Source organism: Enterobacter sp. ECC-219 (assembly GCF_043966805.1).
GTDB lineage: Bacteria > Pseudomonadota > Gammaproteobacteria > Enterobacterales > Enterobacteriaceae > Enterobacter > Enterobacter cloacae_N.
The window spans coordinates 227,107-252,446 of the sequence record NZ_CP143680.1 but is presented as its reverse complement, the minus strand read 5'-3'; the positions used below and the strand labels follow the sequence as shown (position 1 = coordinate 252,446).

The window sequence follows — 25,340 nt, the reverse complement described above, 5'->3', positions numbered from 1 at the left end:
CTGCCTACGATAATCAAAAACAACAATCCTATGGAGAGTCAGGCTATGAAACTTGTTACAGGTATTGTCACTTCTCTGGTTATTGGGTCACTGTCATTTGGCGTTTTTGCGGCGAAAGAGCTGGAAAAAGATAAAGTTGCCGGGATGAATCTGACGAAAATTGGTGAGATTTCTACGTCTGACACCACCGCGCCGATGGATGCAAGAAAAGAGCTGTCGAAGAAAGCGGATGAGCTGGGCGGGACGTACTACGTCGTCACCAGTGCAGAAAAACAGACCAAAAACGTACGCGCTACCGCGGACGTCTATAAGTAATACGATAAAGCCGGGCAGCAATGCCCGGCTTTATTAGCGCAGTGCCCACCACTCCCTGAGGCAGGCCTTTCCTTCCGGGCAGCTTTTACAACTGCCGGAGAGGCAGCCGTCCGCTTCTTCCTTAATCCGCACGGCTTTACCCATCGCTTCCAGGCGTTCCAGCATGGCATCGATCATCGGCTGCGGCGTATGCAGGCTGAGGCTGAGCTGTTTTGCCTCCATCCGCCCCTGAAGCGCCAGCAGGTCACGAACCTGAATCAACGATGCCATCTGGTTTCCTCTTAGTGACAGTCGCCAGCCGGGCTGCTGCAGCAGGTTGCGGCGGTTTTACGATTCGCCAGCAGGTCGATGTCGACGCGGCTGCGTGCCCGGCGTAGCAGACCGAGAATCATTACGTTAAACAGCACAACCGCGAGAATGCAGACCAGGCTGTAGCGCGGGTGCTGACTGAAGTTAACGGTCTGATAAAACAGCGTCGCCAGCGCGTAAGCGATATTCAGGCCCCACAGGATGGAGAAGCCCATCCAGCCGCGGCTGGACTCGCGGGCAATCGCTCCCATGACGGAGATGCACGGGATATAGAGCAGGACAAAGATGAGATAGCTGTAGGCCGCAGACGCGCTGCCAAACTTCTCGCCCATCACGCCCATGGCACCGGTCGCCATTTCACCGTCGCCCTTGCTGGCCTCAATCGGGTTCGCCAGCACGCTCAGGCTGAAGGTATCTTTCAGGCTCTGCCAGGTCTCCTCTACGGCACCCAGCAGTTCGTCACCGAGGTGAAACTCCGCCGGGTTAAATTCCTGCTCCTGAATGTTCTCTGCGGTGTAGAGCGTGTTCAGGGTCCCGACGACCACCTCTTTCGCCATCGCCCCGGTGAACAGTCCCACGGTCGCCTGCCAGTTATCTTCCTGCACGCCAATTGGTTTAAAGACCGGCGTGATGACGCGGCTGACGGAGGCGAGGGCAGAGTCGTTGATGTTATCCGCCGTCTGTCCACTCAGGGTGAAGCTGTTCAGCGCGCTCAGGAAAATACTGACAATGACAATCACCTTACCGGCGCGCAGCACAAAGCCTTTCAGGCGCTGCCAGGTCTGGATCGCCAGGCTTTTCAGATGCGGTACGTGGTAGACCGGAAGCTCCATCACAAACGGCGACGCTTCACCACGCATGATGGTGTGCTTGAGCATTAAGCCGGTCAGGATCGCCATCACGATGCCCAGCACATACAGCGAGAAGACTGCCAGCGCGCCCTGCTGACCAAAGAAGGCGGCTGCAAAAACCGCAAAGATTGCCAGACGCGCGCCGCAGGACATAAATGGCGCCATCATGATGGTCATCAGACGTTCACGCGGCGCATCCAGGGTGCGCGCGCCCATCACCGACGGCACGTTACAGCCGAAGCCGACGATCAGTGGGACGAAGGATTTACCCGGCAGACCCAGCGCCTGCATCAGGCGGTCCATCACGAAGGCGGCGCGCGCCATGTAACCGGAATCTTCAAGGAACGAGAGGAACAGATACATCATGCCGATCTGCGGCACCAGCGGCAGCACGGTGTTGATACCGCCGCCGATCCCCTGAGCGAGGAAGATGGTTAGCCATTCCGGGAAGTGCAGGGTGTAACCCAGCCACTGAATACCATGAACGAAAACGGCGACAGAACCCGCGTCAAAAATCGGCTGGAGCGCGCCACCAATGTTAATGGCAAGCAGGAACATCACGTACATCACCAGCAGGAAGATTGGCAAACCGAGGAAGCGGTTGAGCACAATCTTATCCACCGCCGCCGTAAAGCGGCTGGGTTCCGCGGTAAGGGCGTTGCTGACCACGTCACAAATTGACGCAATAGCCTGATAACGCGCATCGGCGATGTGCAGCGCCGGGTCGTCCAGCTCGCCGCTGAGACGGGCGAGGGTCACGTCCAGCTTATCTGCCGCATGTCCGGCATAGGCGCGGCTATAGATATCCCCTTCCAGCATCTGCAGGCCGAGCCACAGACGCTGTTTCGCAGGCATATTTTTGTCCATCTCCTGCGCCAGCAGATCGGCTTCGCGCAGCAGCGGCTGGGCGTAGTGCACCAGCTCAACGTCGCGGTTTCCCGCGTGGCGATCAATCGCCAGCTTCAGCGCGTCGATACCGCGAGCGCGGGTCGAGACCAGCGGAACGACAGGGCACCCAAGGCGCGCAGAGAGGGCATCGACGTCAATGCGCAGCTTTTGTTTCTCTGCAATGTCGAGCATGTTGAGCGCCACGATGCAGGGGATCCCCAGCTCCAGCAGCTGCAGTGTCAGGTAAAGGTTTCGTTCGAGGTTAGAGGCGTCGACCACGTTGATCAGCAGATCGGCATCGCCGCCAAGAATGTAGTGGCAGGCAATTTGCTCATCGAGCGAGGTCTGGGATGAAATCGTGGTTAAGGAATAGGTGCCGGGAAGGTCGACCAGGGTCACCTGATTGTCTGTTGTCGTGAACTGACCTTCTTTACGTTCAACCGTTACGCCTGCCCAATTTCCCACGCGCTGGCGCGCGCCGGTTAACTGATTAAATAAGGTTGTCTTGCCGGAATTAGGATTGCCAATTAAGCCAATAGTTAATTTTTTCATTGTATTAGACCCACCGAAACCGCTGGCTTGTTAACGGGATAAAGATTCAACTTCAATTAATGCGAGGTCTTTTTTGCGCAGAACCAGATTCACGCGCCGGGTTTCGATATGGACAGGATCGCCCAACGGCGCTACGCGCACGACCTGGAATGATGAGCCGGGCAGCATGCCCAGTGACAGCAGCTTCTGCCGATAGGCCGGGCTAATTTCGCGGGTAAAACCGGTAATTTTCCATGCACTGTCTGGAGTGAATTGCATAATGCCTGATTCCACGAGAGGTTAAATAATCTACACTGCGATGATAATGAGAATAGTTTTTATCAGCAATAATAAAAATGTGACGGGATGTTGTTAATCGTATTAATTTGCGGTCTGATTGACCTTGCTCAATATTTGCTGAATTGCCGGGAAAATGAAAAGAGGGATATTTGTTAACGGGGTGATAATTAGTGGTTTAAATCTGGCTGTGCAATCGGTTTCATATATTTCGAGATGTTTTATTCCCCTCACCCCGGCCCTCTCCCCAAAGGGGCGAGGGTGTTAAAGTTCCCTCTCCCCTTTGGGGAGAGGGTTATGGTGAGGGGGGGGTTGCCTTAGCGTTTCTTACCCATCGCGGCCGCCAGCGCATCCATCATCGCGCTGTTGCCCGCAGGCTGTGCATCACGCCCGCGCGGTTTTGCGGCTTTCGCGGCCGGACGCTGCTGCTCGCGGCCTCCGCCGTTGCCGCCACGGCGCGCGTTGGTGTCGCCCGGCTGCTCGTCCAGACGCATGGTCAGGGCGATACGCTTGCGCTGCAGATCCACTTCCAGCACTTTCACCTTCACGATGTCCCCCGCTTTGACCACGGTGTGTGGGTCTTCAACGAACTTGTCGGCAAGGGAGGAGATATGCACCAGACCGTCCTGGTGCACGCCGATATCCACAAACGCGCCGAAGTTGGTGACGTTGGTCACCGCGCCTTCCAGCACCATGCCCGGCAGGAGATCGTTCATGGTCTCGATGCCGTCAGCAAAGGTCGCCGTTTTGAACTCAGGACGCGGATCGCGGCCCGGTTTTTCCAGCTCTTTGATGATATCGGTGACGGTAGGCACGCCAAATTTTTCGTCTGTGAAGTCCACCGCTTTCAGGTTGCGCAGGGCGCCGCTGTCGCCCATCAGGTCTTTAAGCGCCTGCTGAGTAGCGGCCAGGATGCGCTCAACAACCGGGTATGCTTCCGGGTGAACGGTAGAGGCATCCAGCGGGTTATCGCCGTGGTTGATGCGCAGGAAGCCCGCGCACTGCTCAAACGCTTTCGGCCCCAGGCGGCTCACTTTAAGCAGCTGCTGACGGTTCTGGAACTGACCGTTCTCGTCACGCCAGGCCACGATGTTCTGCGCCATCATGCGGGTTAAGCCCGCCACACGGGTCAGCAGAGGAACGGAGGCGGTGTTCAGGTCCACGCCGACGGCGTTTACGCAGTCTTCCACCACCGCATCCAGCTTGCGCGCCAGCTGCGTCTGGCTCACGTCGTGCTGGTACTGGCCCACGCCGATGGATTTCGGGTCGATCTTCACGAGTTCGGCAAGCGGATCCTGCAGGCGACGGGCGATGGAGACCGCACCACGCAGGGAAACGTCCAGGTCCGGGAACTCCTGCGCCGCCAGCTCAGAGGCGGAGTAGACCGATGCGCCCGCTTCGCTGACGATCACTTTCTGTGCCGTCACTTTCGGGAACTGCTTCTGCACGTCGAGGTAGAAACGCTCGGTTTCGCGTGATGCGGTGCCGTTACCGATGGCAACCAGCTCCACGTTGTACTTCTCGCACAGCGCCGCCACCACGACGGCGGCTTTCGCTGCCTGTCCGGTATGCGGGTAAATGGTGTCGGTGGCGACCAGCTTGCCGGTGCCGTCAACCACAGCGACCTTCACGCCGGTACGCAGGCCCGGATCGAGACCCATGGTGGCGCGCAGGCCGGCAGGAGCGGCCATCAGCAGGTCGTGCAGGTTACGGGCGAAAACGTTAATCGCTTCATCTTCAGCGCGCTCGCGTACGGTACCCATCAGCTCGGTTTCCAGGTGCATCAGCACCTTGATGCGCCAGGTCCAGCTCACTACGCCTTTGCGCCAGCTGTCCGCTGGGGCGTTGTTCAGGCGCAGGCCGAGATGGTCGATAATGATCTGCTCGCAGTGGCTCTCTTTCGGCGGCTCGTCAAACTGCGGGTCGGCGTTCAGGGAGAGCTGGAGCACGCCTTCGTTGCGGCCGCGGAACATCGCCAGCGCGCGGTGAGAAGGGGTGGTTGAAATCGGTTCGTGGTGATCGAAGTAGTCGCGGAACTTCGCGCCTTCTTCCTCTTTGCCCGCGACGACGGTAGAGACGATGTGGGCATTCTTCCACAGGTAATCACGCACTTTGGCCAGCAGGGCAGCGTCTTCCGCGAAGCGCTCCATCAGGATGTAGCGCGCGCCGTCCAGAGCGGCCTTGGTGTCCGCGACGCCTTTGTCGGCGTCGATGAATTTCGCCGCTTCGGTGTCCGGGTCGTGAGACGGCTCATTCCATAGCAGGTCGGCCAGCGGCTCAAGGCCCGCTTCAATCGCAATCTGCCCGCGCGTGCGGCGCTTCGGTTTATACGGCAGATAGAGATCTTCGAGTTCGGTTTTGCTCAGGGTGCCGTTAATGGCGCTTTCCAGCTCGCTGGTCAGCTTGCCCTGTTCGCCGATGGATTTGAGGATCGCCTGACGACGTTCTTCCAGCTCGCGCAGATAGCCCAGACGGGTCTCCAGGTTACGCAGCTGCGTGTCATCCAGACCGCCGGTGACTTCCTTACGATAGCGTGCAATAAACGGCACGGTGTTCCCTTCATCAAGCAGGCGAACGGCAGCTTCTACCTGTTCGGCTCTGGCCTGAAGTTCACCCGCAATAATGCGGCAGAGCGAATCTTTCATCATGGCTTTATCATCTTGTGGGTCAAAATCAGGGGATAGTTATACGGGCTGACACGGCAAAATGCCAGCCGGGGAGGGCGCTCTCGGACTATTTTACGTAGACGATCTCATTGACGTACCAGCTGGCTTCTCCCGCCGGGGTCTGAACGACGGCCAAATCGCCCACTTCCTTTTTCAGCAGCGCGCGGGCCATCGGGGAGTCGATGGAGATGTAATCTTTACGACCAAAAATTTCATCGTAGCCGACAATGCGAAAACGCAGGGTGTCACCGTCATCGTTTTCAATTTCCACCCACGCGCCGAAGAACACTTTGCCCTCCTGCTGTGGGGAGTAATCGACAATTTTGAGATTCTCGAGGCACTTCGTCAGGTAGCGAACCCGGCGGTCAATTTCGCGCAGCCGCTTTTTGTTGTACTGGTAATCCGCATTCTCGCTGCGATCGCCCAGGCTGGCCGCCCAGGTCACCTTTTTGGTGACCTCAGGACGCTCTTCGCGCCACAGGTAATCCATCTCTTTCTTGAGTTTCTCGTACCCTTCGCGGGTGATCAGGGGCGTTTTCATGGTGCAGCCTTTAATGCCGGTTAACTGTCTTTGCGCACAATACGTAGCGCACAGTGTAACAGACAGGATTAATAATGATTTATGTGATGAAATGAACAGATAAGCTGCTGTTAAATATGCTTTGTAACAATTTCGACTAGAATTTATACCAGAATTAACTGGTCGAATACGTGCACTTTTTTAGAATACGCTGTTACAAAGACTATCCGAACCTTTGGGAGTACACACAATGCAAGAGAACTACAAAATTCTGGTCGTGGATGACGACATGCGCCTGCGCGCGCTGCTGGAGCGTTATCTGACCGAGCAGGGCTTCCAGGTTCGTAGCGTCGCGAACGCTGAGCAGATGGACCGTCTGCTGACCCGTGAATCTTTCCACCTGATGGTTCTCGACCTGATGCTGCCGGGCGAAGACGGGCTTTCTATTTGCCGCCGTCTGCGCAGCCAGAGCAACCCGATGCCAATCATCATGGTGACCGCGAAGGGTGAAGAGGTTGACCGTATTGTGGGCCTCGAAATCGGCGCGGACGACTACATTCCAAAACCGTTTAACCCGCGAGAACTGCTGGCGCGTATTCGCGCCGTGCTGCGCCGTCAGGCGAACGAACTGCCTGGCGCACCGTCGCAGGAAGAAGCGGTGATTGCCTTCGGCAAGTTCAAGCTGAACCTCGGCACGCGCGAGATGTTCCGTGAAGATGAGCCAATGCCGCTCACCAGCGGTGAGTTTGCCGTACTGAAAGCGCTGGTCAGCCACCCGCGCGAGCCGCTTTCCCGTGACAAGCTGATGAACCTGGCGCGCGGTCGCGAATACTCAGCAATGGAACGCTCCATCGACGTGCAGATCTCTCGCCTGCGCCGCATGGTGGAAGAAGATCCGGCGCATCCTCGTTATATTCAGACCGTGTGGGGTCTGGGCTACGTATTTGTCCCGGACGGCTCTAAAGCATGAGGCGAATGCGCTTCTCGCCGCGAAGCTCGTTTGCCCGCACCCTGCTGCTGATCGTCACCCTGCTGTTCGTCAGCCTGGTGACGACCTACCTGGTTGTGCTGAACTTTGCGATCCTGCCGAGCCTCCAGCAGTTTAATAAGGTCCTGGCCTACGAAGTGCGTATGCTGATGACCGATAAGCTGCAGCTGGAGGACGGTACGCAGCTGGTTGTTCCCCCGGCGTTTCGCCGTGAAATTTACCGTGAGCTGGGCATTTCGCTCTACTCGAATGAGGCGGCGGAAGACGCTGGCCTGCGCTGGGCGCAGCACTACGAATTTCTCAGCCAGCAGATGGCGCAGCAGCTGGGTGGCCCAACGGAAGTGCGCGTTGAGGTCAACAAAAGCTCGCCCGTCGTCTGGCTGAAAACCTGGCTGTCACCCAACATCTGGGTGCGCGTTCCGCTGACCGAAATCCATCAGGGCGACTTCTCGCCGCTGTTCCGCTACACCCTGGCCATTATGCTGCTGGCGATAGGTGGCGCGTGGCTGTTTATCCGTATCCAGAACCGACCGCTGGTCGACCTGGAGCACGCGGCGCTGCAGGTCGGTAAAGGCATCATTCCTCCTCCGCTGCGCGAATATGGTGCCTCTGAAGTGCGTTCGGTAACGCGCGCGTTTAACCATATGGCGGCAGGCGTGAAGCAACTGGCGGACGACCGTACGCTGCTGATGGCAGGCGTCAGTCATGACCTTCGCACCCCGCTAACGCGTATTCGTCTGGCGACGGAGATGATGGGGGAAGAGGACGGCTATCTCGCCGAGTCCATTAACAAGGACATCGAAGAGTGTAATGCCATCATCGAGCAGTTCATCGACTACCTGCGCACCGGCCAGGAAATGCCAATGGAAATGGCCGATCTGAACGCGGTGCTGGGCGAAGTGGTGGCCGCAGAAAGTGGTTATGAACGTGAAATTGACACTGACCTTCAGGACGGTGAAATTCAGGTTCGTATGCACCCGCTCTCCATTAAGCGTGCGGTGGCTAACATGGTGGTCAATGCGGCGCGTTACGGTAACGGCTGGATTAAGGTCAGCAGCGGGTCTGAACTCAACCGCGCCTGGTTCCAGGTGGAAGACGACGGTCCGGGCATTAAGCCCGAGCAGCGTAAGCATCTGTTCCAGCCGTTTGTGCGCGGCGATAGCGCGCGCAGCACCAGCGGTACGGGCTTAGGCCTGGCGATTGTGCAGCGTATCATTGATAACCATAACGGATTGCTGGAGATCGGTACCAGCGAGCGGGGTGGGTTGAGCATTCGCGCCTGGCTACCGGTACCGGTGACGCGGGGGCAGGTGAAAGAGAGTTAAAAAAAGGGTGGCGCTAGCCACCCTTTTTTGTAGGTCGGGTAAGGCGAAGCCGCCACCCGACAACATAAGACCTCTGCGGCCTGATGCCCTCACCCCGGCCCTCTCCCACGGGGAGAGGGAGAAGGACTACAGCTTCGGTCCCGCACTTACCAGTGCTTCACCCGCCGGGGTATCGGTATACTTCTCGAAGTTCTCAATAAACAGCTTCGCCAGCGATTCCGCCTTCTCGCGCCACTGCTCCGGCGATCCGTAGGTATTGCGCGGGTCGAGGATACGCGTGTCCACACCCGGCAGTTCCGTCGGAATGGCCAGATCAAACATCGGCAGCGTGAAGGTTTCGGCATTATCCAGTGAACCATCCAGAATGGCGTCGATAATGGCCCGGGTATCTTTGATAGAGATACGCTTGCCGGTACCGTTCCAGCCGGTGTTGACCAGGTAGGCCTGCGCGCCGGATGCCTGCATGCGTTTCACCAGCACCTCAGCGTACTGCGTCGGGTGCAGCGACAGGAATGCCGCGCCGAAGCAGGCGGAGAAGGTTGGGGTTGGCTCCGTGACGCCACGCTCGGTACCCGCCAGTTTGGCAGTAAAGCCAGAGAGGAAATGGTACTGCGTCTGGCTGGCGGTCAGGCGGGACACCGGAGGCAGCACGCCGAACGCATCCGCCGTCAGGAAAATCACCTTCGTGGCATGGCCCGCTTTTGACACCGGCTTCACGATATTGTCGATGTGGTAGATCGGATAAGAGACGCGGGTGTTTTCGGTTTTTGACGCATCGTCGAAGTCGATAGAGCCGTCGGCACGTACGGTGACGTTTTCCAGCAGCGCGTCGCGACGGATCGCATGGAAGATATCCGGCTCGGCCTCTTCAGACAGGCGAATGGTCTTCGCGTAGCAGCCGCCTTCGAAGTTAAACACGCCGTCATCGTCCCAGCCGTGCTCGTCATCGCCAATCAGACGGCGTTTTGGATCGGTGGAGAGCGTGGTTTTCCCGGTGCCGGACAGGCCGAAGAATACCGCCACGTCGCCTTTCTCGCCGACGTTCGCCGAGCAGTGCATGGAGGCAATACCGCGCAGCGGCAGCAGGTAGTTCATGACCGAGAACATCCCTTTCTTCATTTCGCCGCCGTACCAGGTACCGCCAATCAGCTGGATACGCTCGGTCAGGTTGAAGGCAATGAAGTTCTCAGAGTTCAGGCCCTGCTCTTTCCACTGTGGGTTGGTGCATTTCGCACCATTCATCACGATGAAGTCAGGTGTGAAGTCCTGCAGCTCTTCGTCGGTCGGACGAATAAACATATTCTTAACGAAATGCGCCTGCCAGGCCACTTCGGTAATGAAACGCACGGAAAGGCGGGTATCGGCGTTAGCGCCGCAGAAAGCGTCGACAATGAACAGACGCTTGCCGGAAAGTTGATGGGTGACGAGCCCTTTCAGGTGCTGCCAGGTTTCCGGGGAGAGCGGTTTGTTGTCGTTCTTCCCTTTGCCTTTGTCAGCCCACCACAGCGTATCGCGGGTGGTTTCGTCGCGGACGATATACTTATCTTTCGGCGAACGACCGGTAAAGATACCGGTATCGACGGCGATAGCACCAAGGTTCGTCAACACACCGCGCTCGTATCCTTCCAGTGCTGGATTGAGCTCTTCCTGATACAGCGTATCGTAATCGGGGTTGTAGACGACTTCCTGGACGTCGTGAATACCATAAGCCTTGAGATCTTGCGGGGTTAAACCAGTAACACGCATATCACTGCTCCTTAGCCAATATGTACTGCCTGAAATTGTAGGGTTTTTCTGGGGATGTTAACCGCGACGGGGCTCATAGATTTGTGCATCTGGATAAAACCCTTACTAACGGAAAACGCTGCGACTCCAGTCACAGTGCAGGCGGATTATCGCAGGAATCGCTTTTTGGTTGGGGAAAATGTTCCGAAAAGGTTAAAGACTGGTGATTTTATCGGAAAGAATGTGAATGTAATCGCATACATGTAAGAAAATTACGTAAGAGTTACATAGGGAAAACGATTCAGCTTGGATGGGATATTTGCTCCTCACCCCGGCCCTCTCCCCAAAGGGGAGAGGGGGTTCACGTTCCCTCTCCCCTTTGGGGAGAGGGTTAGGGTGAGGGGGAAATAGGTTTAATGAACCTGTGGATCCGCCGGGGAGGCGTTGTTGCGGATCTCAGCGATATCCATCGAATTGAACACGTAGTGCGTACCGCAGTAGTCACAGTGCATATCAATTTCGCCGTCTTCCGCCATGATGCTGTCGATCTCTTCATCCGGCAGGGTTTTCAGTGCGCCAGCGCAGCGCTCGCGTGAGCAGGTGCACTTAAACTCCACGGACTGCGGATCGTACACGGTCACTTCTTCTTCGTGATACAGACGCCACAGCACGTCGGTCGCCGACAGGTTGAACAGCTCTTCCGCCTTGATGGTTTCGGTCAGCGTCGCCAGATGCTCAAAGTCATTGGTCTGCGCGTCCTGTGCAGGCAGAACCTGGAGCAGCATGCCGCCCGCAGCTGGCTGGCCGTCCACTTCACCGGTGCGGATGAACAGACGCGTTGGGAGCTGTTCGGAGCGCATGAAGTAGTCTTCCAGGCAGGCTGCCAGGGTATCGCCTTCCAGACCCACCACGCCCTGATAGCGTTCACCTTCCTCCGGGGAGATGGTGATCACCAGGTAGCCATTGCCCACCAGCGTTTTGAGGTCTGCATTTTCAGGCACATCGCCCTGAACGCGCGCTACGCCGCGCATCTGCTGCTGGTTATTGCCGTTGATCACCGCCAGCGTCATCGGGCCGTCACCCTGCAGCTGCACGGTGATATCGCCGGCAAACTTCAGCGTCGCGGTCAGCAGGCTGGTGGCAACCAGCAGTTCGCCCAACAGGGTCTTCACCGGCAGCGGGTAGTTGTGGTTTTCCAGAATCTGTTTCCAGGTTTCGGATACGGTGACCAGCTCGCCGCGCACGGCGAATTGTTCAAACAGATAGCGGTGTAATTGGTCGTGTTGGGCCATTTTCATCTCTCGTGCGGGTGAGGGTTACTCGCTCTCACCGTGTTTAAATTTCATCAGATCGCGGCGCTCTTTTTTATCCGGTCGCCGGTCCGGGTGGGGCATGGTCAGCGCATTCATTTTGCGCGCCAGCGCGGTTTTCTCGCGCTTTTCAACGCTTTCAGGCGTTTCTTCGTAAAGCTGTACGGCTTCCGATGCGGGCCGTCGCTGTTCGGTAATGGCTTTAATCACTACCGTACGTTCGTCGTTGCCCTGGCGCAGCGTTAAGGTGGCGTTCAGCTCGACCAGCTTGCTCGGCTTGCTGCGCTGGCCGTTGTAATGCACTTTACCGCCGTCAACCATCTCGCGGGCAAGGGCGCGCGTTTTATAAAAACGGGCTGCCCACAGCCATTTATCCAGTCTTACCCCGTCTGAGGGCTTTTCTTTCATGGCGTCTCCTTCACGGTTAGTGAGGGGATCATCTGGCGGTAGTCGTTCAGCCCCGGATGGCGCAGGTAGCGTTTTTCAGCCAGGCCAGAGTCAGGATTGGTAACGCCCAGACAATAGCGAATACCAAACGTTGCCGCAGAATCCAGAATAGGCTCGCTGTCGTCAATGAACAGTGTGCGTTCCGGCTGCAGGCCGGTCTCTTCCTTCACCGCATGCCACAACCGCTGATCCTCTTTCGGATAACCAAATGTGTGGGTAGAAAGTAATAAATCAAGGTGCGACGCCAGCCCCGTGTGCTCCAGCTTCACGGCCAGGTTATGTGGATGCGCGTTAGTCAGCAAAATACGGCGCTTGCCGCTGGCTTTCAGCGCGTCCAGGAATGGAACCGTATCTTCGCGCAGCACGGCGCGTGGTCCCTGGGCGGTGGTCATGGCACAAATATCCAAACCGAGGCGCTCGCTCCAGTAGTCCAGACAGTACCAGTTTAGCGTATGTTGCACCGCGCTATATTGCGAACGAATGAACGCCTGCGCTTCTGCCGGGGAGATACCCTGCTGTTCACCATAGGTTTCCGGCACCAGCTTTTGCCAGAAATAGTTGTCAAAGGCGAGATCGAGCAGCGTGCCGTCCATATCCAGCAGAACGGTGTCGACCTGCTGCCAGTCGATATCAAGATGCATAGGGGGGAACTCCAGCCAGAAGAAACGTGCGCGACAGGGTAGCACATCTTGTCGCGCAACGACGTTATCAGATCAGGCTCTCAGAGGAGGGGATCAGCTTAGGATTGAGGCAATTCTCGTAATATTGCTGGATCTCAGCCAGACGCGTTCGCGAGCGCTGGTAGCGGCGCAGCGCCATAAAACCGTTCCAGAAAATGGCGATCAGCATGGCGACCATCAGCAGAGAGGTGCCAATGTAACGCCACAATCCTGCGCTGTCCGGCATCCGGTGCAGGCCGATATGGCGGGTGCCGTTGGCGTCGGTGTAGATGCTTGTAACAATCCCTTCGGCACTAAACGGCGTTTGCATCAGCATCTGCGCCAGGCGCTGGAACTGGCTCCACTGCTCCTGCGCCGGGTAGTCGTAAAGCGCAACCTGCGGGTAAGGCTGATCGACCAGGTCGCTGCCTTCATCGCTGGCAATCACAAAGCCGCCCGGTGCCGGGCTGTTGAGCGCCTGAGCCGCCCGGGTGGTTTCGCGCATCATAAACGGCGATGTCGACGTCGCGACCAGGTTATCCAGCGACTCCGCGCTGACCGGACGCAGCAGCACGTTGACGCCATCCAGTCGTCCCGCTTCGGCGCGTTTCACCAGCGAGTCCCAGTCTTTACTGTTCCCGAGGTTAACCAGCGCGTTTTTGAGGCGTACGCACTCATCCTGCGTGGAGCATAAATCCTGGGTTTTCAGAACGATATCGCCAAAATCATCCAGCAGAATCATACCTGATTTCTGAATGGCGGAACGAAGCGCGGGGCTGACGCGTGAGTCATCGTCCGGTTTCGGGTGCAGCTGGCGGTTAACCGTCTGGGTCAGCGCCGTGGCTTTATTCACCACTTCAGATTCCGGCAGCGGCAGCGGCGGCGCGTCGTTCCAGATAATTTGCGAACAGTCGAACGGCATGAACGGCGAGTTCTGGCGCGTGTTCCACGCCCCCGGAGTATGGATGTTACACATCCCGGTGCCCTTCAGGCGCAGCGTATCGCCCACCCGCACGCCCGCTTCATCGAGCTGATTGACGCTGGTCGCCTCGATTGTCTGCGCGCCTTTGATCCACGAAAGGGTAAATTTGATGGGCATATCCAGCGGCACGAAAAGCAGCAGCATGATAAACACCAGCCCGGCGCCGCCGGCGATGACCGTGCTGCGGAGCCAGTGCTGAAGCGGGAAATTTTTCACTTCATCATGCAGAGACAGGAAGCGCCCCTGACGCACAACGTGGCGGTCAAGGTAGATATCAATATCGGTTTTCTGCCCTAAATCCTGCGCAATCCACGGCTGCCAGTGGCGCGGATAGATAAGGTCAATAATACCGAGTGAAATATTGTTGAGATGCTCCTGATCGTTCTCACCGAACAGGCCCCAGCGCTTTGGCGTGCCGCGCAGGCAGTGGATCTCCCGCAGCGAGGTTTTGGTCGGCGGGGCAAAGAGTCCCCACAGCCCGGCCGCCAGAAGCAACACTGCGCCACCCGCCAGCCATGGGACAAAGACGTCCGGCGTCAGCAGGCAGACAAAAAAGAGCAGGAAAGCGGCAACGATCAGGATGGCTTCACGAATACCGTCCGGACGACTCAGAGCGTACTCTTCATGCGTTTCCTGACGAATATTCAGCAGTTCAATCTGCTCGGTCTCTTCACCACGAATAGAGGCCTGCGTTGAGCTCGTGCGCTCCAGCGCAAAGCGCGGGGCTTCGTGAAGATAGTCATTCAGGGTATGGCCGTTGAGCGAGATCACCAGCGGCAGCGAATCGGTGTGAATCAGCTCAACGCTGTTTTCGTCGTTAATGTACTGCTCCCAGGAAGGGGGCAGATGCACCTCAACGGAATCAAGGTAGTAGCGCCACTTGTTGGGGTCGTCAGTCGTAATGCCGTAGCGCGTGATGGAGCGCGTCACGCAGAGCACGGTGTCACTTTGCGCGTTCAGCTTAAGCGCGACAGGCGCAGCGGTGGCTCCCGTCGGCCCAGGCGTTAACTGAGAACGGTTCAGCGTTTCGAGATAGTTTTCAACTGCATCGCGCTCGTCTTGCGTGAGCTTACGGGTTGTCGCACCCGCAAAGGCATTTAAAAAGGGCAGCCGGTAACGGCGCTGTACGCGTCGCCTGTACAGCCACCCTGCAATCAATGCGCTGACCAGCATAGCAGCGAGAACAATCAAAATGGTGCTCATGCTTTCCCCATCTTACTTATCTTACAGGTGTAGTCAGTAGCACCTTTACATTGAATGAGAATCTGTGGCTGGCTATCGGCAAGTATGGAGTCGAACTTGAGCATTCTGAAGCGCATCCCAGTGACCGGTGATGATAGCAAAGCCTGCCATGGCGCGATATCAGCAAATTCCTGGAAACATTTCAACCTCTTGACATTTGTTTTGAATTGAGGATTGATCCCTGCTACGTTGCATAAATGTAAATAAAGAACGATTGACATTGCCGAAACCGTGCGGCATATCGCACAATAAAGCCAGTTCACACTGCTAAGACCCCATCAAGATGAGCAAACCACTACAAAAACCCACCATTCTGAATGTTGAAACTGTCGCTAAATCGCGCCTGTTTAATGTCGAGAGTGTGGACCTGGAGTTCAGCAACGGTGTGCGTCGTGTTTATGAACGTATGCGACCCTCCTCGCGCGAAGCGGTTATGATTGTGCCTATCGTCGACGATCATCTGATTTTGATCCGCGAATACGCCGTGGGGACGGAATCTTACGAGCTTGGGTTCTCGAAAGGGCTCATCGATCCGGGCGAAACGGTCTTTGAAGCGGCAAACCGCGAGCTGAAAGAAGAGGTGGGTTTTGGTGCGAACGAGCTGTCGTTCCTGAAAAAGCTGAGCATGGCACCGTCTTATTTTTCCAGCAAAATGAATATCGTGGTGGCTGAAGATCTCTATCCTGAATCGCTTGAGGGAGACGAGCCGGAGCCGCTGCCGCAGGTTCGCTGGCCGCTGGCGCACCTGATGGATTTGCTGGAAGACCCTGACTTTAACGAGGCGCGCAACGTGAGCGCGCTGTTCCTGGTCCGGGAGTGGCTGAAGGGGCAGGGGAGACTGTAGTGGCCTGATGCCCTCACCCTAACCCTCTCCCACGGGAGAGGGAGCAAACACAAAAACGGCAACCCGAGGTTGCCGTTTTGCTTTGTTGTCAGAACAGCTCGTGCGTCTCGCCGTTATCAATAATCTCCGTTCCCACCTCATGCACCGCCTGCGTGGTTGGCTGCGTGCCCTCAATGAAATACTCGGCGCGGCTATTACCGCCGTTAGCGAGCTGACCAGTGCTGCGGTCAATATTGACCGTCACCACGCCCGGCGGCGGCGTCAGCGGCTGCTCCGGCACGCCTTCAAGAACGGATTTCATGTAGGCATCCCAGGCCGGCTGCGCGCTTTTGGCGCCGCCTTCGTAGCCGGAAATCTGATCTTTAATCGCACCGGAGGCCGTGGTACGGCCTAAATCACGGCGATGATCGTCGAAACCGATCCAGACCGACGTCACCACGCCCGGCCCGTAGCCGGAGAACCACGCATCTTTCGAGCTGTTGGTTGTCCCGGTTTTACCGCCGATATCGTGGCGCTGCAGATCGCGCCCTGCACGCCAGCCGGTACCCTGCCAGCCCGGTTCACCGAAGATGTTGGTGTTCAGCGCGCTCTTGATCAGGAACGCCAGCGGCGTGTTGATCACGTGCGGGGCGTACTCCTGCGCGCCGGTTTGCGCCACCAGCGACTGGTTAGCCTGCTCCAGCTGCGGCTGCGGTAAGACGATATTCGGCTGCTCCTGAGACACGGCAGGGTCTTCCATGTCCTTGTTTTCGAGCACCTCGGATTTCGGCGTATTGCCGTAAATGACCGGAATATCACACTCAGGGCAGGCGATTTTCGGCTTCGCTTCAAACAGCACGCCACCCTGGTCGTTCTCGATTTTACTGATGAAGTACGGGTCAACCAGGAAGCCGCCGTTAGCCATCACCGAGTATCCGCGCGCGACCTGAAGCGGCGTAAAGGAGGCTGAACCTAATGCCAGCGACTCGGTGCGAACGATGTTCTGCGCCGGGAAGCCGAAGCGCTGCAGGTACTCTGCCGCATAATCGACGCCCATCGCGCGCATGGCACGCACCATCACCACGTTTTTCGACTGCCCAAGACCCTGACGAAGACGAATTGGACCGGCATACTCCGCTGGGGAGTTCTTCGGCTGCCAGTCGGAACCGGCACCGGCATCCCAGCGGGAGATTGGCACGTCGTTAAGAATGCTGGCAAGGGTCAGTCCTTTATCCATCGCAGCCGTGTAGAGGAACGGTTTGATGTTGGAACCGACCTGACGCAGGGCCTGCGTGGCGCGGTTAAATTTGCTCTGGTTGAAATCGAACCCGCCGACCAGCGCCATTACCGCCCCGTTCTGTGGGTTGATAGAAACCAGGGCCGAGTTGACATCCGGTACCTGCGCCAGCCACCAGGCATCGCCAACCTTGCGTACCCAGATCTGCTGCCCGGTCTGTACCACGTCGGTCACTTTGCGCGGCGTTGGCCCCTGCAGGGTGTCTGAACGGTATGGACGCGCCCAGCGAATACCGTCCATACGCAAAGAAACGGACGTGCCGTCCGCCAGCGTCGCAACGGCTTCCTGAGGATCGGCCTGAGTGACCACGGCTGGAAGGAGCGGACCGTATGTTGGCAGCGCTTTCAGCGTGCTGGTGATTTTTTTGCTGTCCCAGGCGCTCTCACCCACTTTCCAGAGCACGTTCGACGGGCCGCGATAGCCGTGACGCATATCGTAGTCCATCACGTTATTGCGCACCGCGTCCTGAGCCGCCTGCTGCACTTTACGGGTGACGGTGGTGTACACGCGATAGCCGTCTTCATAGGCCTTGTCGCCATAACGACTCACCATCTCCTGGCGCACCATTTCGGTCAGATAAGGGGCAGAGAAAGCGATCTCAGGGGCGTGGTAATTGGCGTCAATAACGTCGTTACGCGCCTGGTCGTACTCGCTCTGGCTGATATAGCCTTCGCTCAGCATACGTGAAAGGACGACGTTACGACGTGAGGTGGCGCGATCGAGCGAGTAGAGCGGGTTGAACGTGGAGGGCGCTTTTGGCAGACCGGCAATAGTTGCCATTTCGCTTAAGGTGAGCTGCTCAACAGGCTTACCGAAGTACACCTGTGCGGCAGCCCCCACGCCATAGGCACGGTAGCCCAGGTAGATTTTATTGAGGTATAGCTCAAGGATCTCGTCCTTGCTCAGCAGTTGCTCAATACGGATCGCCAGGAACACCTCTTTGATCTTACGTGTCAGCGTCTTTTCGGGGCTGAGGAAGAAGTTACGCGCCAGCTGCTGCGTAATGGTACTCGCCCCCTGGGAGGCATGACCGGAGAACAACGCAATGCTTGCGGCACGGAAAATCCCCACCGGATCGACACCGTGGTGCTCGTAGAAACGGCTGTCCTCTGTGGCGATAAAAGCTTTCACCATCACGGGGGGGATTTGGTTTAAGGTCAGCGGGATACGACGCTTCTCGCCATACTGCGCCATCAGTTCGCCATCGGCGCTATAGACCTGCATCGGGATCTGGAGGCGCACATCGCGGAGCGTGGCGACATCAGGTAGCTGTGGCTCAATATATTTGTACAAACCGTAAATCGAGCCTGCTCCCAGCAGAATGCAACAGACTGCAAGGATGAATAAATACTTTACGAACTTCACCGGAGATTTCCCATTTGGTTTCACTTGGGCAGTTTCTAAACAATCGCGCGGTAGTATAAAGGCAAGCCTGATTCATTGATATAGCCGTCAAGGCGACGGGCGATAAGGAGATCGTGAAGCATGGCTTTCAAAACATGGCAAACGGGCGTGCATATTCAACAGGATAGGGTGCTGATTGCGGCGCTGGCCCGGGAGAGAGGCGGCTGGTGCTTACGCCGCTGGTGGGCCATTCCTCTGGCCGAAGGCATCATTCGTGACGGCAAAATTTGCCAGCCAGAAGCGCTGGCCGATGCCTTACGCGGCTGGCGGAAAGCGCTACCGCACTACCACCGGGTGTTTCTCTCCTTCCCTGCTGCACGGACTCTGCAAAAATCGTTGCCTCGTCCAGCACTTGCATTGCGCGACAGCGAGCAGCTCTCGTGGCTGGGGGCGGCGCTCTCGCGCGAACTGGAGATGTCTGCAGAGTCCCTCTGTTTCGACTACACCCAGGACACCTTCAGCAATACGTTTCACGTGACTGCTGCACAAAACAAAGAGGTTGAAACGCTTCTGACTCTGGCGAAAACGCTACGTTTGCGGCTGGCTACCATCACTCCGGATGCCAGCGCGCTGGCGAACCTGCTGCCTGCGGTAGCGCCGACGCAGTGCGTCGCCTGGCGGGATGCGCATCAATGGCTGTGGGCCATGCGCCATCAGTGGGGGCGTCGTTATACCGCTGAAGCAGAAAACGTCACTGAGCTGGCGGCGCTGCTGGCTCTCAGCCAGAACGACATCGCGCTCTTTGATGCCGAACGAACCCCATGGGAAACGCTGCAGCGCTGGCATGCGCCTCTTCCCGAATGCGGGGCTGACTATACCGTCGCGCTGGCGCTGGCCATGAGCGAGGTGCCTGAATGAACATGACCAACTTCCTGCCCTGGCGTCAGCAGCGGCGCGCGCGATGCCTGCGTTTTTGGGCCGGCGTGTTTGCCGGCGCATTGCTGCTCATGCTGCTGGCCGTTTTTAGCGTAAGGATGAACCATCTGGTAACGCTGCGCGCGCTACAGGCTCAACTGGCGGGTACGCAGTCCGTGCAGCGTGGCCTTGTGTCTCGCCAGCGACCCACAGCAGAGGCGCAGAAACCTGCTGGCACGCCGCCGCGCCGCGCATGGCAACGGGTGCTGGAGACACTTTCTGGCGCTATGCCTGCGCAGGTCTGGCTGACAGAGCTGCGTTATCAGCCTCCAGCTCTGATGTTGATCGGATATGCCACCACCCTGCCGGCGCTCTCTGCCTTACGTAATGGGCTGGAGCACATAGACGGCTTTACGACCGGGCCAGAGGGGGAACTCCGGCAGGATAGCCAGGGGCGCTGGATGTTCACTCTGCACCTGAAAAGCGAGGGGTAACGCGTGGACACCTTGTTAGAACGCTGGTGTGAGAGTCGTCCCTGGTGTCGGCTGGTCTGCGGAGGGCTGGCTATTCTCCTGATGGGGCTGGCAGCATGGGGCGTATTGCTCCGGCCAGTAGAGCAGCAGTGTGCGGAGCGACAGCAGCAGTTGATCCAGGCCGCGCGGACTAACGCGTCGCTGTGGCCCACCGCCAGTCAGGCGCCGTTTAGCTCGCAAACCCGGACGGCACTGGAGCTAAAGCCCTTTTCACCGCTCGATTTTCAGGGGGAGGGCACAAGGCTCCTTCACTGGAAGCCGTTGCAGAACGGCGGTGAACTGGCGCTGGAGGCGGAGTGGCAGGCGATCCCTCCTCTTTTTTCCCGGCTGGCGCAGCGGGATGTGCGGGTCGCTGCTTTTACGCTTTCGCCACAAAATACGGCGTTACGCCTGCAGCTGGAGCTGGAACATGCGAAATAGCGCGAGATACCTGCTGGTTTGCTCGGCGCTGCTGTTGACCGGCATGCGCGATCCCTTTCGCCCGCCGGATGACCCCTGCGCCACAGCCGAGCTGGCACAGTGGCACTACCGCGGAATGGTAGGAGGGCAGCAGCGCGTTGGCATTTTACAGGATGGGCAAAGGCGCTGGCATCGCCTGAAAGCGCAGGAACGTTTCCCGGCGGGCTGGCGGATAACGGCCATCAATGAAACGGAACTGGTTGTTGATGTGGGTGACACATGCGATCCCGAAGAATGGGCGTGGCAACGAGAAGGAAAGGATAAAAATGAAGTTAAGGATAGTGCTGTTGCTGCTGGCGTTCAGCCGCCCGCTGTGGGCCGCCGTGCCAAAGCCGGTCACGCTGGTGGTGGATGACGTGCCGGTGGTTCAGGTGCTGCAGGCGCTGGTCACGCAGGAGAACCGTAATCTGGTGGTATCGCCGGATGTCAGCGGCACGCTCTCGCTTAACCTGACGCGCGTCCCCTGGCGGCAGGCGTTACAGACGGTTGTCACCAGCGCCGGGCTCGTTTTGCGTGAGGAGAGCGGTATTTTTTATGTTCATACCGCGGCATGGCAGCGCGAGCAGCGGGAACGTTTAGAGCAGGAGCGGGCGCGTCGACAGCTTGATGCACCGCTGGTCTCAAAAAGCATCCCATTTTCTTATGCGGATGCCGGAGAATTGCAAAAAGCTGCGGAAACGCTCCTGAGTCCAAAGGGGAGTTTATCTGTCGACAAACGCACCAACCGTCTGCTGGTCAGGGATAGTCAGGCGGTGCTGGAGGCGCTGCAGCAGTGGGCGGCTCAGATGGATATTCCCGTCGAGCAGGTTGAGCTGGCGGCGCACATTGTCACCATTAATGAAAAAAGCCTGCGTGAGTTGGGGGTGAAGTGGAATCTTGCCGAGGCCACTGAGGCGGGCAAGGTTGGACAGCTCACGACGCTTGGCAGCGATCTTTCTGTGGCCAGTGCTACCACGCATGTGGGGTTTAACATCGGGCGGATTAACGGAAGGCTGTTGGATCTGGAGCTCTCTGCGCTGGAGCAAAAACAGCAGGTCGATATCATCGCCAGCCCGCGGTTGCTGGCCTCGCACATGCAACCGGCCAGCATCAAGCAGGGAAGCGAGATCCCGTATCAGGTTTCAAGCGGTGAAAGCGGGGCGACCTCGGTGGAGTTCAAAGAGGCGGTTCTCGGAATGGAGGTCACGCCGGTAGTATTGCCCGGCGGGCGCGTGCGCCTGAAGTTACACATCAGTGAAAACATGCCGGGACAGGTATTGCAGCAGGCCGATGGCGAAACGCTGGCTATCGACAAGCAGGAGATAGAAACCCAGGTGGAGGTAAAAAGTGGAGAAACGCTGGCGCTGGGCGGAATTTTTTCGCAAAAGAACAAAACCGGCAGCGACAGCGTGCCCGGGCTTGGGAACATCCCCTGGCTGGGACAGCTTTTTCGCCATGATGGAAAAGATAATGAGCGGCGTGAGTTAGTGGTGTTTATTACGCCACGTCTGGTCGGTATTCACTAACGGGTAACGATCCCCGCAATGATTTTGCATTCAGTTTGTTGCAGATGTTTGACGTGGGGCATGAATTAGCATACAAGGAGTACCGATTTGAGTTGGACTTACGTCTTATTACCTTATGCGCCCGGCGCGGTGATTTAATCAGTTGCCAAACAAGCCGGAGTATTGAGATAATTTTTAGTCTGACTCTCGCTCTATTGCATATGAGGTTTCAGTTCATGTCCTGCTACGCCGGGTGTCTGCGAAGCGGGGATTACCATTAACGAATAGTCTTAGTAGTACCGATAAAATGGCAGAGAAACGCAATATCTTTCTGGTTGGGCCTATGGGTGCCGGCAAAAGCACTATTGGGCGTCAGTTAGCTCAACAACTCAATATGGAATTTTACGATTCTGATCAAGAGATTGAGAAACGAACCGGAGCTGATGTGGGCTGGGTTTTCGATGTAGAAGGCGAAGAAGGTTTCCGTGACCGAGAAGAAAAAGTGATCAACGAACTCACGGAAAAACAGGGCATCGTACTGGCAACAGGCGGCGGCTCTGTGAAATCTCGCGAAACCCGCAACCGTCTCTCCGCCCGTGGCGTAGTGGTCTATCTCGAGACGACCATTGAGAAACAGCTGGCACGTACGCAGCGCGATAAAAAGCGCCCGCTGCTGCAGGTTGAAACGCCACCACGCGAAGTTCTTGAAGCGTTGGCCGATGAACGCAATCCGCTGTATGAAGAGATTGCCGATGTGACCATTCGTACTGACGATCAGAGCGCTAAAGTGGTTGCAAACCAGATTATTCATATGCTGGAAAGCAACTGATTCTGGCTTTATATACACTCGCCTGCGGGTAAAAGCATTAAAGGTGGATGTCGCGTCATGGAGAGGATTACAGTTACTCTCGGGGAACGTAGTTACCCTATCACCATCGCGGCTGGTTTGTTTAACGACCCAGCTTCCTTTTTACCACTAAAAGCGGGTGATCAGGCGATGCTGGTCACCAATGAGACGCTGGCTCCGCTTTATCTCGACCGCGTACGCCACCTGCTTGAGCAGGCAGGCGTAAAAGTCGACAGTGTGATTCTGCCCGATGGCGAGCAGTATAAAAGCCTGACGGTGCTCGATACCGTCTTTACCGCATTGCTGCAAAAACCGCACGGTCGCGATACAACACTGCTTGCCCTGGGCGGCGGTGTTGTGGGCGATCTGACCGGCTTTGCGGCCGCAAGCTACCAACGTGGCGTCCGTTTTATTCAAATCCCGACCACGTTGCTGTCTCAGGTCGACTCCTCTGTGGGTGGCAAAACGGCAGTTAACCATCCCCTCGGCAAAAACATGATTGGCGCGTTCTACCAGCCTGCGTCGGTGGTGGTGGATCTCGACTGTCTGAAAACCCTGCCGAAGCGCGAGCTGGCTTCTGGCCTGGCTGAAGTAATCAAATACGGCATTATTCTGGATGGCGAGTTCTTTAACTGGCTTGAAGAGAATATGGATGCGTTGCTGCGCCTGGATGAGGCGAAACTGGCATACTGCATTCGTCGTTGTTGTGAGCTGAAAGCAGAAGTTGTCGCCGCAGACGAGCGTGAAACGGGCTTACGTGCTTTACTGAATCTTGGGCATACGTTTGGCCACGCCATTGAAGCCGAAATGGGTTACGGCAACTGGCTGCACGGTGAAGCCGTCTCGGCTGGCATGGTCATGGCAGCCCGCACCTCTGAACGCCTTGGGCAGTTTAAACCGGAAGAAACGGCACGTATCATTGCACTGCTTGAACGTGCGGGTTTGCCGGTAACCGGGCCGCAAGAGATGTCGGCGCAAGCGTATTTACCCCACATGATGCGCGATAAAAAAGTATTGGCAGGTGAGATGCGTCTTGTACTCCCGCTTGCAATAGGGAAGAGTGAAGTGCGCGGCGGAGTGTCGCACGATGTCGTTCTTGGCGCTATTGCTGATTGCCAGCAGGCGTAACAACTAGAAAGGTCAGGCCACTGTTACCGGTGGTCGTTTAGCTTCAGGCGAAATGCAAAGACGTAGGCATAAGCCTTTGAGTGGGGTGTTAAATGGATGAATTCAAACCAGAAGACGAGCTGAAACCCGATCCCAGCGATCGTCGTACTGGTCGTTCTCGTCAATCTTCAGAACGTGATAACGAGCCGCAGATCAACTTTGACGATGTTGATCTGGATGCAGACGATCGTCGCCCTTCGCGCAGCCGCAACGCGCGTGATGAGCGAGAAGAAGAGGATTATGAGTCCGAAGAAGATTCAATGGACGAACAGCCTGTAGAGCGTCGCCCGCGTAAACGTAAAAAAGCCGCTGCGCAAAAACCGGCCTCCCGTCAGTACATTATGATGGGGCTTGGCGTTCTGGTGCTTGTACTGCTGATTGTTGGCATTGGCTCCGCGCTGAAAGCACCGTCCACCAACTCAACCGAACAAACCGCCTCCGCAGAGAAGAGCATCAACCTCTCCGGTAATGATGCGACGGATCAGGCGAATGGTGCACAGCCAGCGCCGGGTACCACTTCTGCTGAGCAGACTGCCAGCAACACAACGACGCCGCAGGATGTTTCTCTGCCGCCTGTTTCGTCAACGCCTGCTCAGGGCCAGTCCCCTGTCACGCCTCAAGGCCAGCAGCGTGTTGAAGTTCAGGGAGACCTGAACAATGCGCTGATGCAGCCGCAAAACCAGCAGCAGGTTGATAACGTCGTGGTTAACTCTACGCTGCCAACTGAACCTGCAACCGTCGCGCCGATTCACGGTTCTACCGCTCAGCCGCAGACTGCAGCAACGGAAACCAAGCCGCGCCAGACGCAAACTGCAACACGTCCTGAACGTAAGCAGGCGGTCATTGAGCCGAAGCGTGAAACCAAACCTCAGGCCGTGGTAAAAGCGCCTGAAGTGAAAACCGCACCGGCACAGCCGAAACGCACAGAAACGGCTGCAGTAAGCGAACCAGCTAAAGCGCCAGTCACGCAGACTGCGCCGAAAGCGACGGCAACTACAACGGCACCTGCTGCCACCGCTGCGCCTGCCGCAACGGCGACGGCTTCCAGTGCAGCAGCAGGTAAAACCGCTGGCAACGTCGGTTCGCTGAAATCTGCGCCATCCAGCAACTACACGCTGCAGTTGAGCAGTTCGTCTAACTATGACAACCTCAACGGCTGGGCGAAGAAATCGAATCTGAAAAACTACGTGGTTTATCAGACGACCCGTAACGGTCAGCCGTGGTATGTGCTGGTAAGCGGTGTTTACGCTTCCAAAGATGAAGCGAAACGCGCCGTGGCGTCGCTGCCTGCTGATGTTCAGGCTAAGAACCCATGGGCGAAGCCGATTCATCAGGTGCAGGCCGATCTGAAGTAATGTTTAAAGCGCAGGATGCTGTCGGAGCTTTCTCCACAGCCGGAGAAGGTGTAATCAGTTA

23 protein-coding genes are annotated in these 25,340 nt (G+C 57.1%); 12 read left to right on the top strand and 11 right to left on the bottom strand.

The features are described from left to right. The first annotated feature begins 45 nt into the window (after nt 1–45). Complete coding sequence (locus V1603_RS01335; RefSeq protein WP_023309499.1) at nt 46–315, top strand: YdgH/BhsA/McbA-like domain containing protein; 270 nt, start codon at nt 46–48, stop codon at nt 313–315. A 33-nt stretch (nt 316–348) separates the two neighbouring features. On the opposite strand, the gene feoC is transcribed toward V1603_RS01335, so the two are convergent. The 5 genes from feoC to greB all read right to left on the bottom strand — a co-directional run bounded on the left by feoC (nt 349) and on the right by greB (nt 6,398). Then, nucleotides 349–585 carry a [Fe-S]-dependent transcriptional repressor FeoC gene (gene feoC, locus V1603_RS01330; protein ID WP_233003201.1) on the bottom strand — a complete coding sequence of 79 codons (237 nt, stop codon included), beginning with the start codon at nt 583–585 and terminating at the stop codon, nt 349–351. Between the two features lie 11 nt (nt 586–596). Next, complete coding sequence (gene feoB, locus V1603_RS01325) at nt 597–2,915, bottom strand: Fe(2+) transporter permease subunit FeoB (protein WP_395313400.1); 2,319 nt, start codon at nt 2,913–2,915, stop codon at nt 597–599. 30 nt (nt 2,916–2,945) lie between these two features. After that, on the bottom strand, nt 2,946–3,173 hold the full coding sequence (gene feoA / locus V1603_RS01320) for a ferrous iron transporter A (RefSeq protein WP_006177893.1): 228 nt from the start codon (nt 3,171–3,173) through the stop codon (nt 2,946–2,948). A 335-nt stretch (nt 3,174–3,508) separates the two neighbouring features. Further along, nucleotides 3,509–5,839: a Tex family protein gene (locus V1603_RS01315; RefSeq protein ID WP_163330644.1), complete on the bottom strand. Its 2,331-nt coding sequence runs from the start codon at nt 5,837–5,839 to the stop codon at nt 3,509–3,511. Between the two features lie 85 nt (nt 5,840–5,924). Continuing rightward, complete coding sequence (greB, locus tag V1603_RS01310) at nt 5,925–6,398, bottom strand: transcription elongation factor GreB (protein WP_014885539.1); 474 nt, start codon at nt 6,396–6,398, stop codon at nt 5,925–5,927. A 229-nt stretch (nt 6,399–6,627) separates the two neighbouring features. Between greB and ompR the strand changes: the two genes are divergently transcribed. Together ompR and envZ are read left to right on the top strand one after the other, a co-directional pair. Continuing rightward, complete coding sequence (gene ompR / locus V1603_RS01305) at nt 6,628–7,347, top strand: two-component system response regulator OmpR (protein WP_001157751.1); 720 nt, start codon at nt 6,628–6,630, stop codon at nt 7,345–7,347. Beyond that, complete coding sequence (envZ, locus tag V1603_RS01300) at nt 7,344–8,690, top strand: two-component system sensor histidine kinase EnvZ (RefSeq protein WP_116342712.1); 1,347 nt, start codon at nt 7,344–7,346, stop codon at nt 8,688–8,690. The genes ompR and envZ overlap by 4 nt, the downstream gene beginning before the upstream one ends. 126 nt (nt 8,691–8,816) lie before the next feature. On the opposite strand, the gene pckA is transcribed toward envZ, so the two are convergent. From pckA to V1603_RS01275, 5 genes are all read right to left on the bottom strand, one after another. Beyond that, on the bottom strand, nt 8,817–10,436 hold the full coding sequence (gene pckA, locus V1603_RS01295) for a phosphoenolpyruvate carboxykinase (ATP) (RefSeq protein ID WP_045259359.1): 1,620 nt from the start codon (nt 10,434–10,436) through the stop codon (nt 8,817–8,819). Nucleotides 10,437–10,828: 392 nt separating this feature from the next. After that, nucleotides 10,829–11,713 (bottom strand): Hsp33 family molecular chaperone HslO, encoded by an 885-nt coding sequence (gene hslO / locus V1603_RS01290; RefSeq protein ID WP_161495995.1) that lies wholly within the window; start codon nt 11,711–11,713, stop codon nt 10,829–10,831. A gap of 18 nt (nt 11,714–11,731) precedes the next feature. Continuing rightward, nucleotides 11,732–12,133: a ribosome-associated heat shock protein Hsp15 gene (gene hslR / locus V1603_RS01285; protein ID WP_116342711.1), complete on the bottom strand. Its 402-nt coding sequence runs from the start codon at nt 12,131–12,133 to the stop codon at nt 11,732–11,734. After that, on the bottom strand, nt 12,130–12,813 hold the full coding sequence (gene yrfG / locus V1603_RS01280) for a GMP/IMP nucleotidase (RefSeq protein WP_014885534.1): 684 nt from the start codon (nt 12,811–12,813) through the stop codon (nt 12,130–12,132). Before yrfG ends, hslR begins: the two co-directional genes overlap by 4 nt. Nucleotides 12,814–12,880: 67 nt before the next feature. Further along, on the bottom strand, nt 12,881–15,016 hold the full coding sequence (locus V1603_RS01275; protein ID WP_163330646.1) for an intracellular growth attenuator family protein: 2,136 nt from the start codon (nt 15,014–15,016) through the stop codon (nt 12,881–12,883). Nucleotides 15,017–15,338: 322 nt separating this feature from the next. Here V1603_RS01275 and nudE point away from each other — a divergent pair, with 322 nt between their 5' ends. Beyond that, complete coding sequence (nudE, locus tag V1603_RS01270) at nt 15,339–15,899, top strand: ADP compounds hydrolase NudE (RefSeq protein ID WP_008503041.1); 561 nt, start codon at nt 15,339–15,341, stop codon at nt 15,897–15,899. 88 nt (nt 15,900–15,987) lie between these two features. Here the strand turns inward: nudE and mrcA are convergent, their stop codons facing one another. Next, on the bottom strand, nt 15,988–18,540 hold the full coding sequence (gene mrcA, locus V1603_RS01265) for a peptidoglycan glycosyltransferase/peptidoglycan DD-transpeptidase MrcA (RefSeq protein WP_116342705.1): 2,553 nt from the start codon (nt 18,538–18,540) through the stop codon (nt 15,988–15,990). 120 nt (nt 18,541–18,660) lie between these two features. On the opposite strand from mrcA, the gene V1603_RS01260 reads away from it, so the two are divergent. The 8 genes from V1603_RS01260 to damX all read left to right on the top strand — a co-directional run bounded on the left by V1603_RS01260 (nt 18,661) and on the right by damX (nt 25,279). Next, the gene (locus V1603_RS01260; RefSeq protein WP_163330647.1) at nt 18,661–19,437 is read left to right on the top strand and encodes a DNA utilization protein HofM; all 777 of its coding nucleotides are present in this window, start codon (nt 18,661–18,663) and stop codon (nt 19,435–19,437) included. Then, nucleotides 19,434–19,928 carry a PilN domain-containing protein gene (locus V1603_RS01255; RefSeq protein WP_395313399.1) on the top strand — a complete coding sequence of 165 codons (495 nt, stop codon included), beginning with the start codon at nt 19,434–19,436 and terminating at the stop codon, nt 19,926–19,928. The genes V1603_RS01260 and V1603_RS01255 overlap by 4 nt, the downstream gene beginning before the upstream one ends. Before the next feature lie 3 nt (nt 19,929–19,931). Further along, nucleotides 19,932–20,387: a HofO gene (locus tag V1603_RS01250; protein ID WP_395313398.1), complete on the top strand. Its 456-nt coding sequence runs from the start codon at nt 19,932–19,934 to the stop codon at nt 20,385–20,387. Next, on the top strand, nt 20,377–20,781 hold the full coding sequence (locus tag V1603_RS01245; protein WP_163330650.1) for a HofP DNA utilization family protein: 405 nt from the start codon (nt 20,377–20,379) through the stop codon (nt 20,779–20,781). Before V1603_RS01250 ends, V1603_RS01245 begins: the two co-directional genes overlap by 11 nt. Beyond that, nucleotides 20,693–21,931: a DNA uptake porin HofQ gene (gene hofQ, locus V1603_RS01240; protein WP_116342696.1), complete on the top strand. Its 1,239-nt coding sequence runs from the start codon at nt 20,693–20,695 to the stop codon at nt 21,929–21,931. Before V1603_RS01245 ends, hofQ begins: the two co-directional genes overlap by 89 nt. Nucleotides 21,932–22,217: 286 nt before the next feature. Next, complete coding sequence (aroK, locus tag V1603_RS01235; protein WP_003861630.1) at nt 22,218–22,739, top strand: shikimate kinase AroK; 522 nt, start codon at nt 22,218–22,220, stop codon at nt 22,737–22,739. Between the two features lie 57 nt (nt 22,740–22,796). Continuing rightward, nucleotides 22,797–23,885, top strand: coding sequence for a 3-dehydroquinate synthase (aroB, locus tag V1603_RS01230; protein ID WP_116342694.1), 1,089 nt, complete (start codon nt 22,797–22,799; stop codon nt 23,883–23,885). Nucleotides 23,886–23,977: 92 nt separating this feature from the next. Beyond that, nucleotides 23,978–25,279: a cell division protein DamX gene (gene damX, locus V1603_RS01225; RefSeq protein WP_233003207.1), complete on the top strand. Its 1,302-nt coding sequence runs from the start codon at nt 23,978–23,980 to the stop codon at nt 25,277–25,279. Nucleotides 25,280–25,340: the final 61 nt, after the last annotated feature.

Coding starts and splice junctions, on each gene's coding strand:
- V1603_RS01335 (WP_023309499.1), top strand. CDS start 46: ATGAAACTTGTTACAGGTATTGTCACTTCTCTGGTTATTGGGTCACTG.
- feoC (WP_233003201.1), bottom strand. CDS start 585: ATGGCATCGTTGATTCAGGTTCGTGACCTGCTGGCGCTTCAGGGGCGG.
- feoB (WP_395313400.1), bottom strand. CDS start 2,915: ATGAAAAAATTAACTATTGGCTTAATTGGCAATCCTAATTCCGGCAAG.
- feoA (WP_006177893.1), bottom strand. CDS start 3,173: ATGCAATTCACTCCAGACAGTGCATGGAAAATTACCGGTTTTACCCGC.
- V1603_RS01315 (WP_163330644.1), bottom strand. CDS start 5,839: ATGATGAAAGATTCGCTCTGCCGCATTATTGCGGGTGAACTTCAGGCC.
- greB (WP_014885539.1), bottom strand. CDS start 6,398: ATGAAAACGCCCCTGATCACCCGCGAAGGGTACGAGAAACTCAAGAAA.
- ompR (WP_001157751.1), top strand. CDS start 6,628: ATGCAAGAGAACTACAAAATTCTGGTCGTGGATGACGACATGCGCCTG.
- envZ (WP_116342712.1), top strand. CDS start 7,344: ATGAGGCGAATGCGCTTCTCGCCGCGAAGCTCGTTTGCCCGCACCCTG.
- pckA (WP_045259359.1), bottom strand. CDS start 10,436: ATGCGTGTTACTGGTTTAACCCCGCAAGATCTCAAGGCTTATGGTATT.
- hslO (WP_161495995.1), bottom strand. CDS start 11,713: ATGAAAATGGCCCAACACGACCAATTACACCGCTATCTGTTTGAACAA.
- hslR (WP_116342711.1), bottom strand. CDS start 12,133: ATGAAAGAAAAGCCCTCAGACGGGGTAAGACTGGATAAATGGCTGTGG.
- yrfG (WP_014885534.1), bottom strand. CDS start 12,813: ATGCATCTTGATATCGACTGGCAGCAGGTCGACACCGTTCTGCTGGAT.
- V1603_RS01275 (WP_163330646.1), bottom strand. CDS start 15,016: ATGAGCACCATTTTGATTGTTCTCGCTGCTATGCTGGTCAGCGCATTG.
- nudE (WP_008503041.1), top strand. CDS start 15,339: ATGAGCAAACCACTACAAAAACCCACCATTCTGAATGTTGAAACTGTC.
- V1603_RS01260 (WP_163330647.1), top strand. CDS start 18,661: ATGGCTTTCAAAACATGGCAAACGGGCGTGCATATTCAACAGGATAGG.
- V1603_RS01255 (WP_395313399.1), top strand. CDS start 19,434: ATGAACATGACCAACTTCCTGCCCTGGCGTCAGCAGCGGCGCGCGCGA.
- V1603_RS01245 (WP_163330650.1), top strand. CDS start 20,377: ATGCGAAATAGCGCGAGATACCTGCTGGTTTGCTCGGCGCTGCTGTTG.
- hofQ (WP_116342696.1), top strand. CDS start 20,693: ATGAAGTTAAGGATAGTGCTGTTGCTGCTGGCGTTCAGCCGCCCGCTG.
- aroK (WP_003861630.1), top strand. CDS start 22,218: ATGGCAGAGAAACGCAATATCTTTCTGGTTGGGCCTATGGGTGCCGGC.
- aroB (WP_116342694.1), top strand. CDS start 22,797: ATGGAGAGGATTACAGTTACTCTCGGGGAACGTAGTTACCCTATCACC.
- damX (WP_233003207.1), top strand. CDS start 23,978: ATGGATGAATTCAAACCAGAAGACGAGCTGAAACCCGATCCCAGCGAT.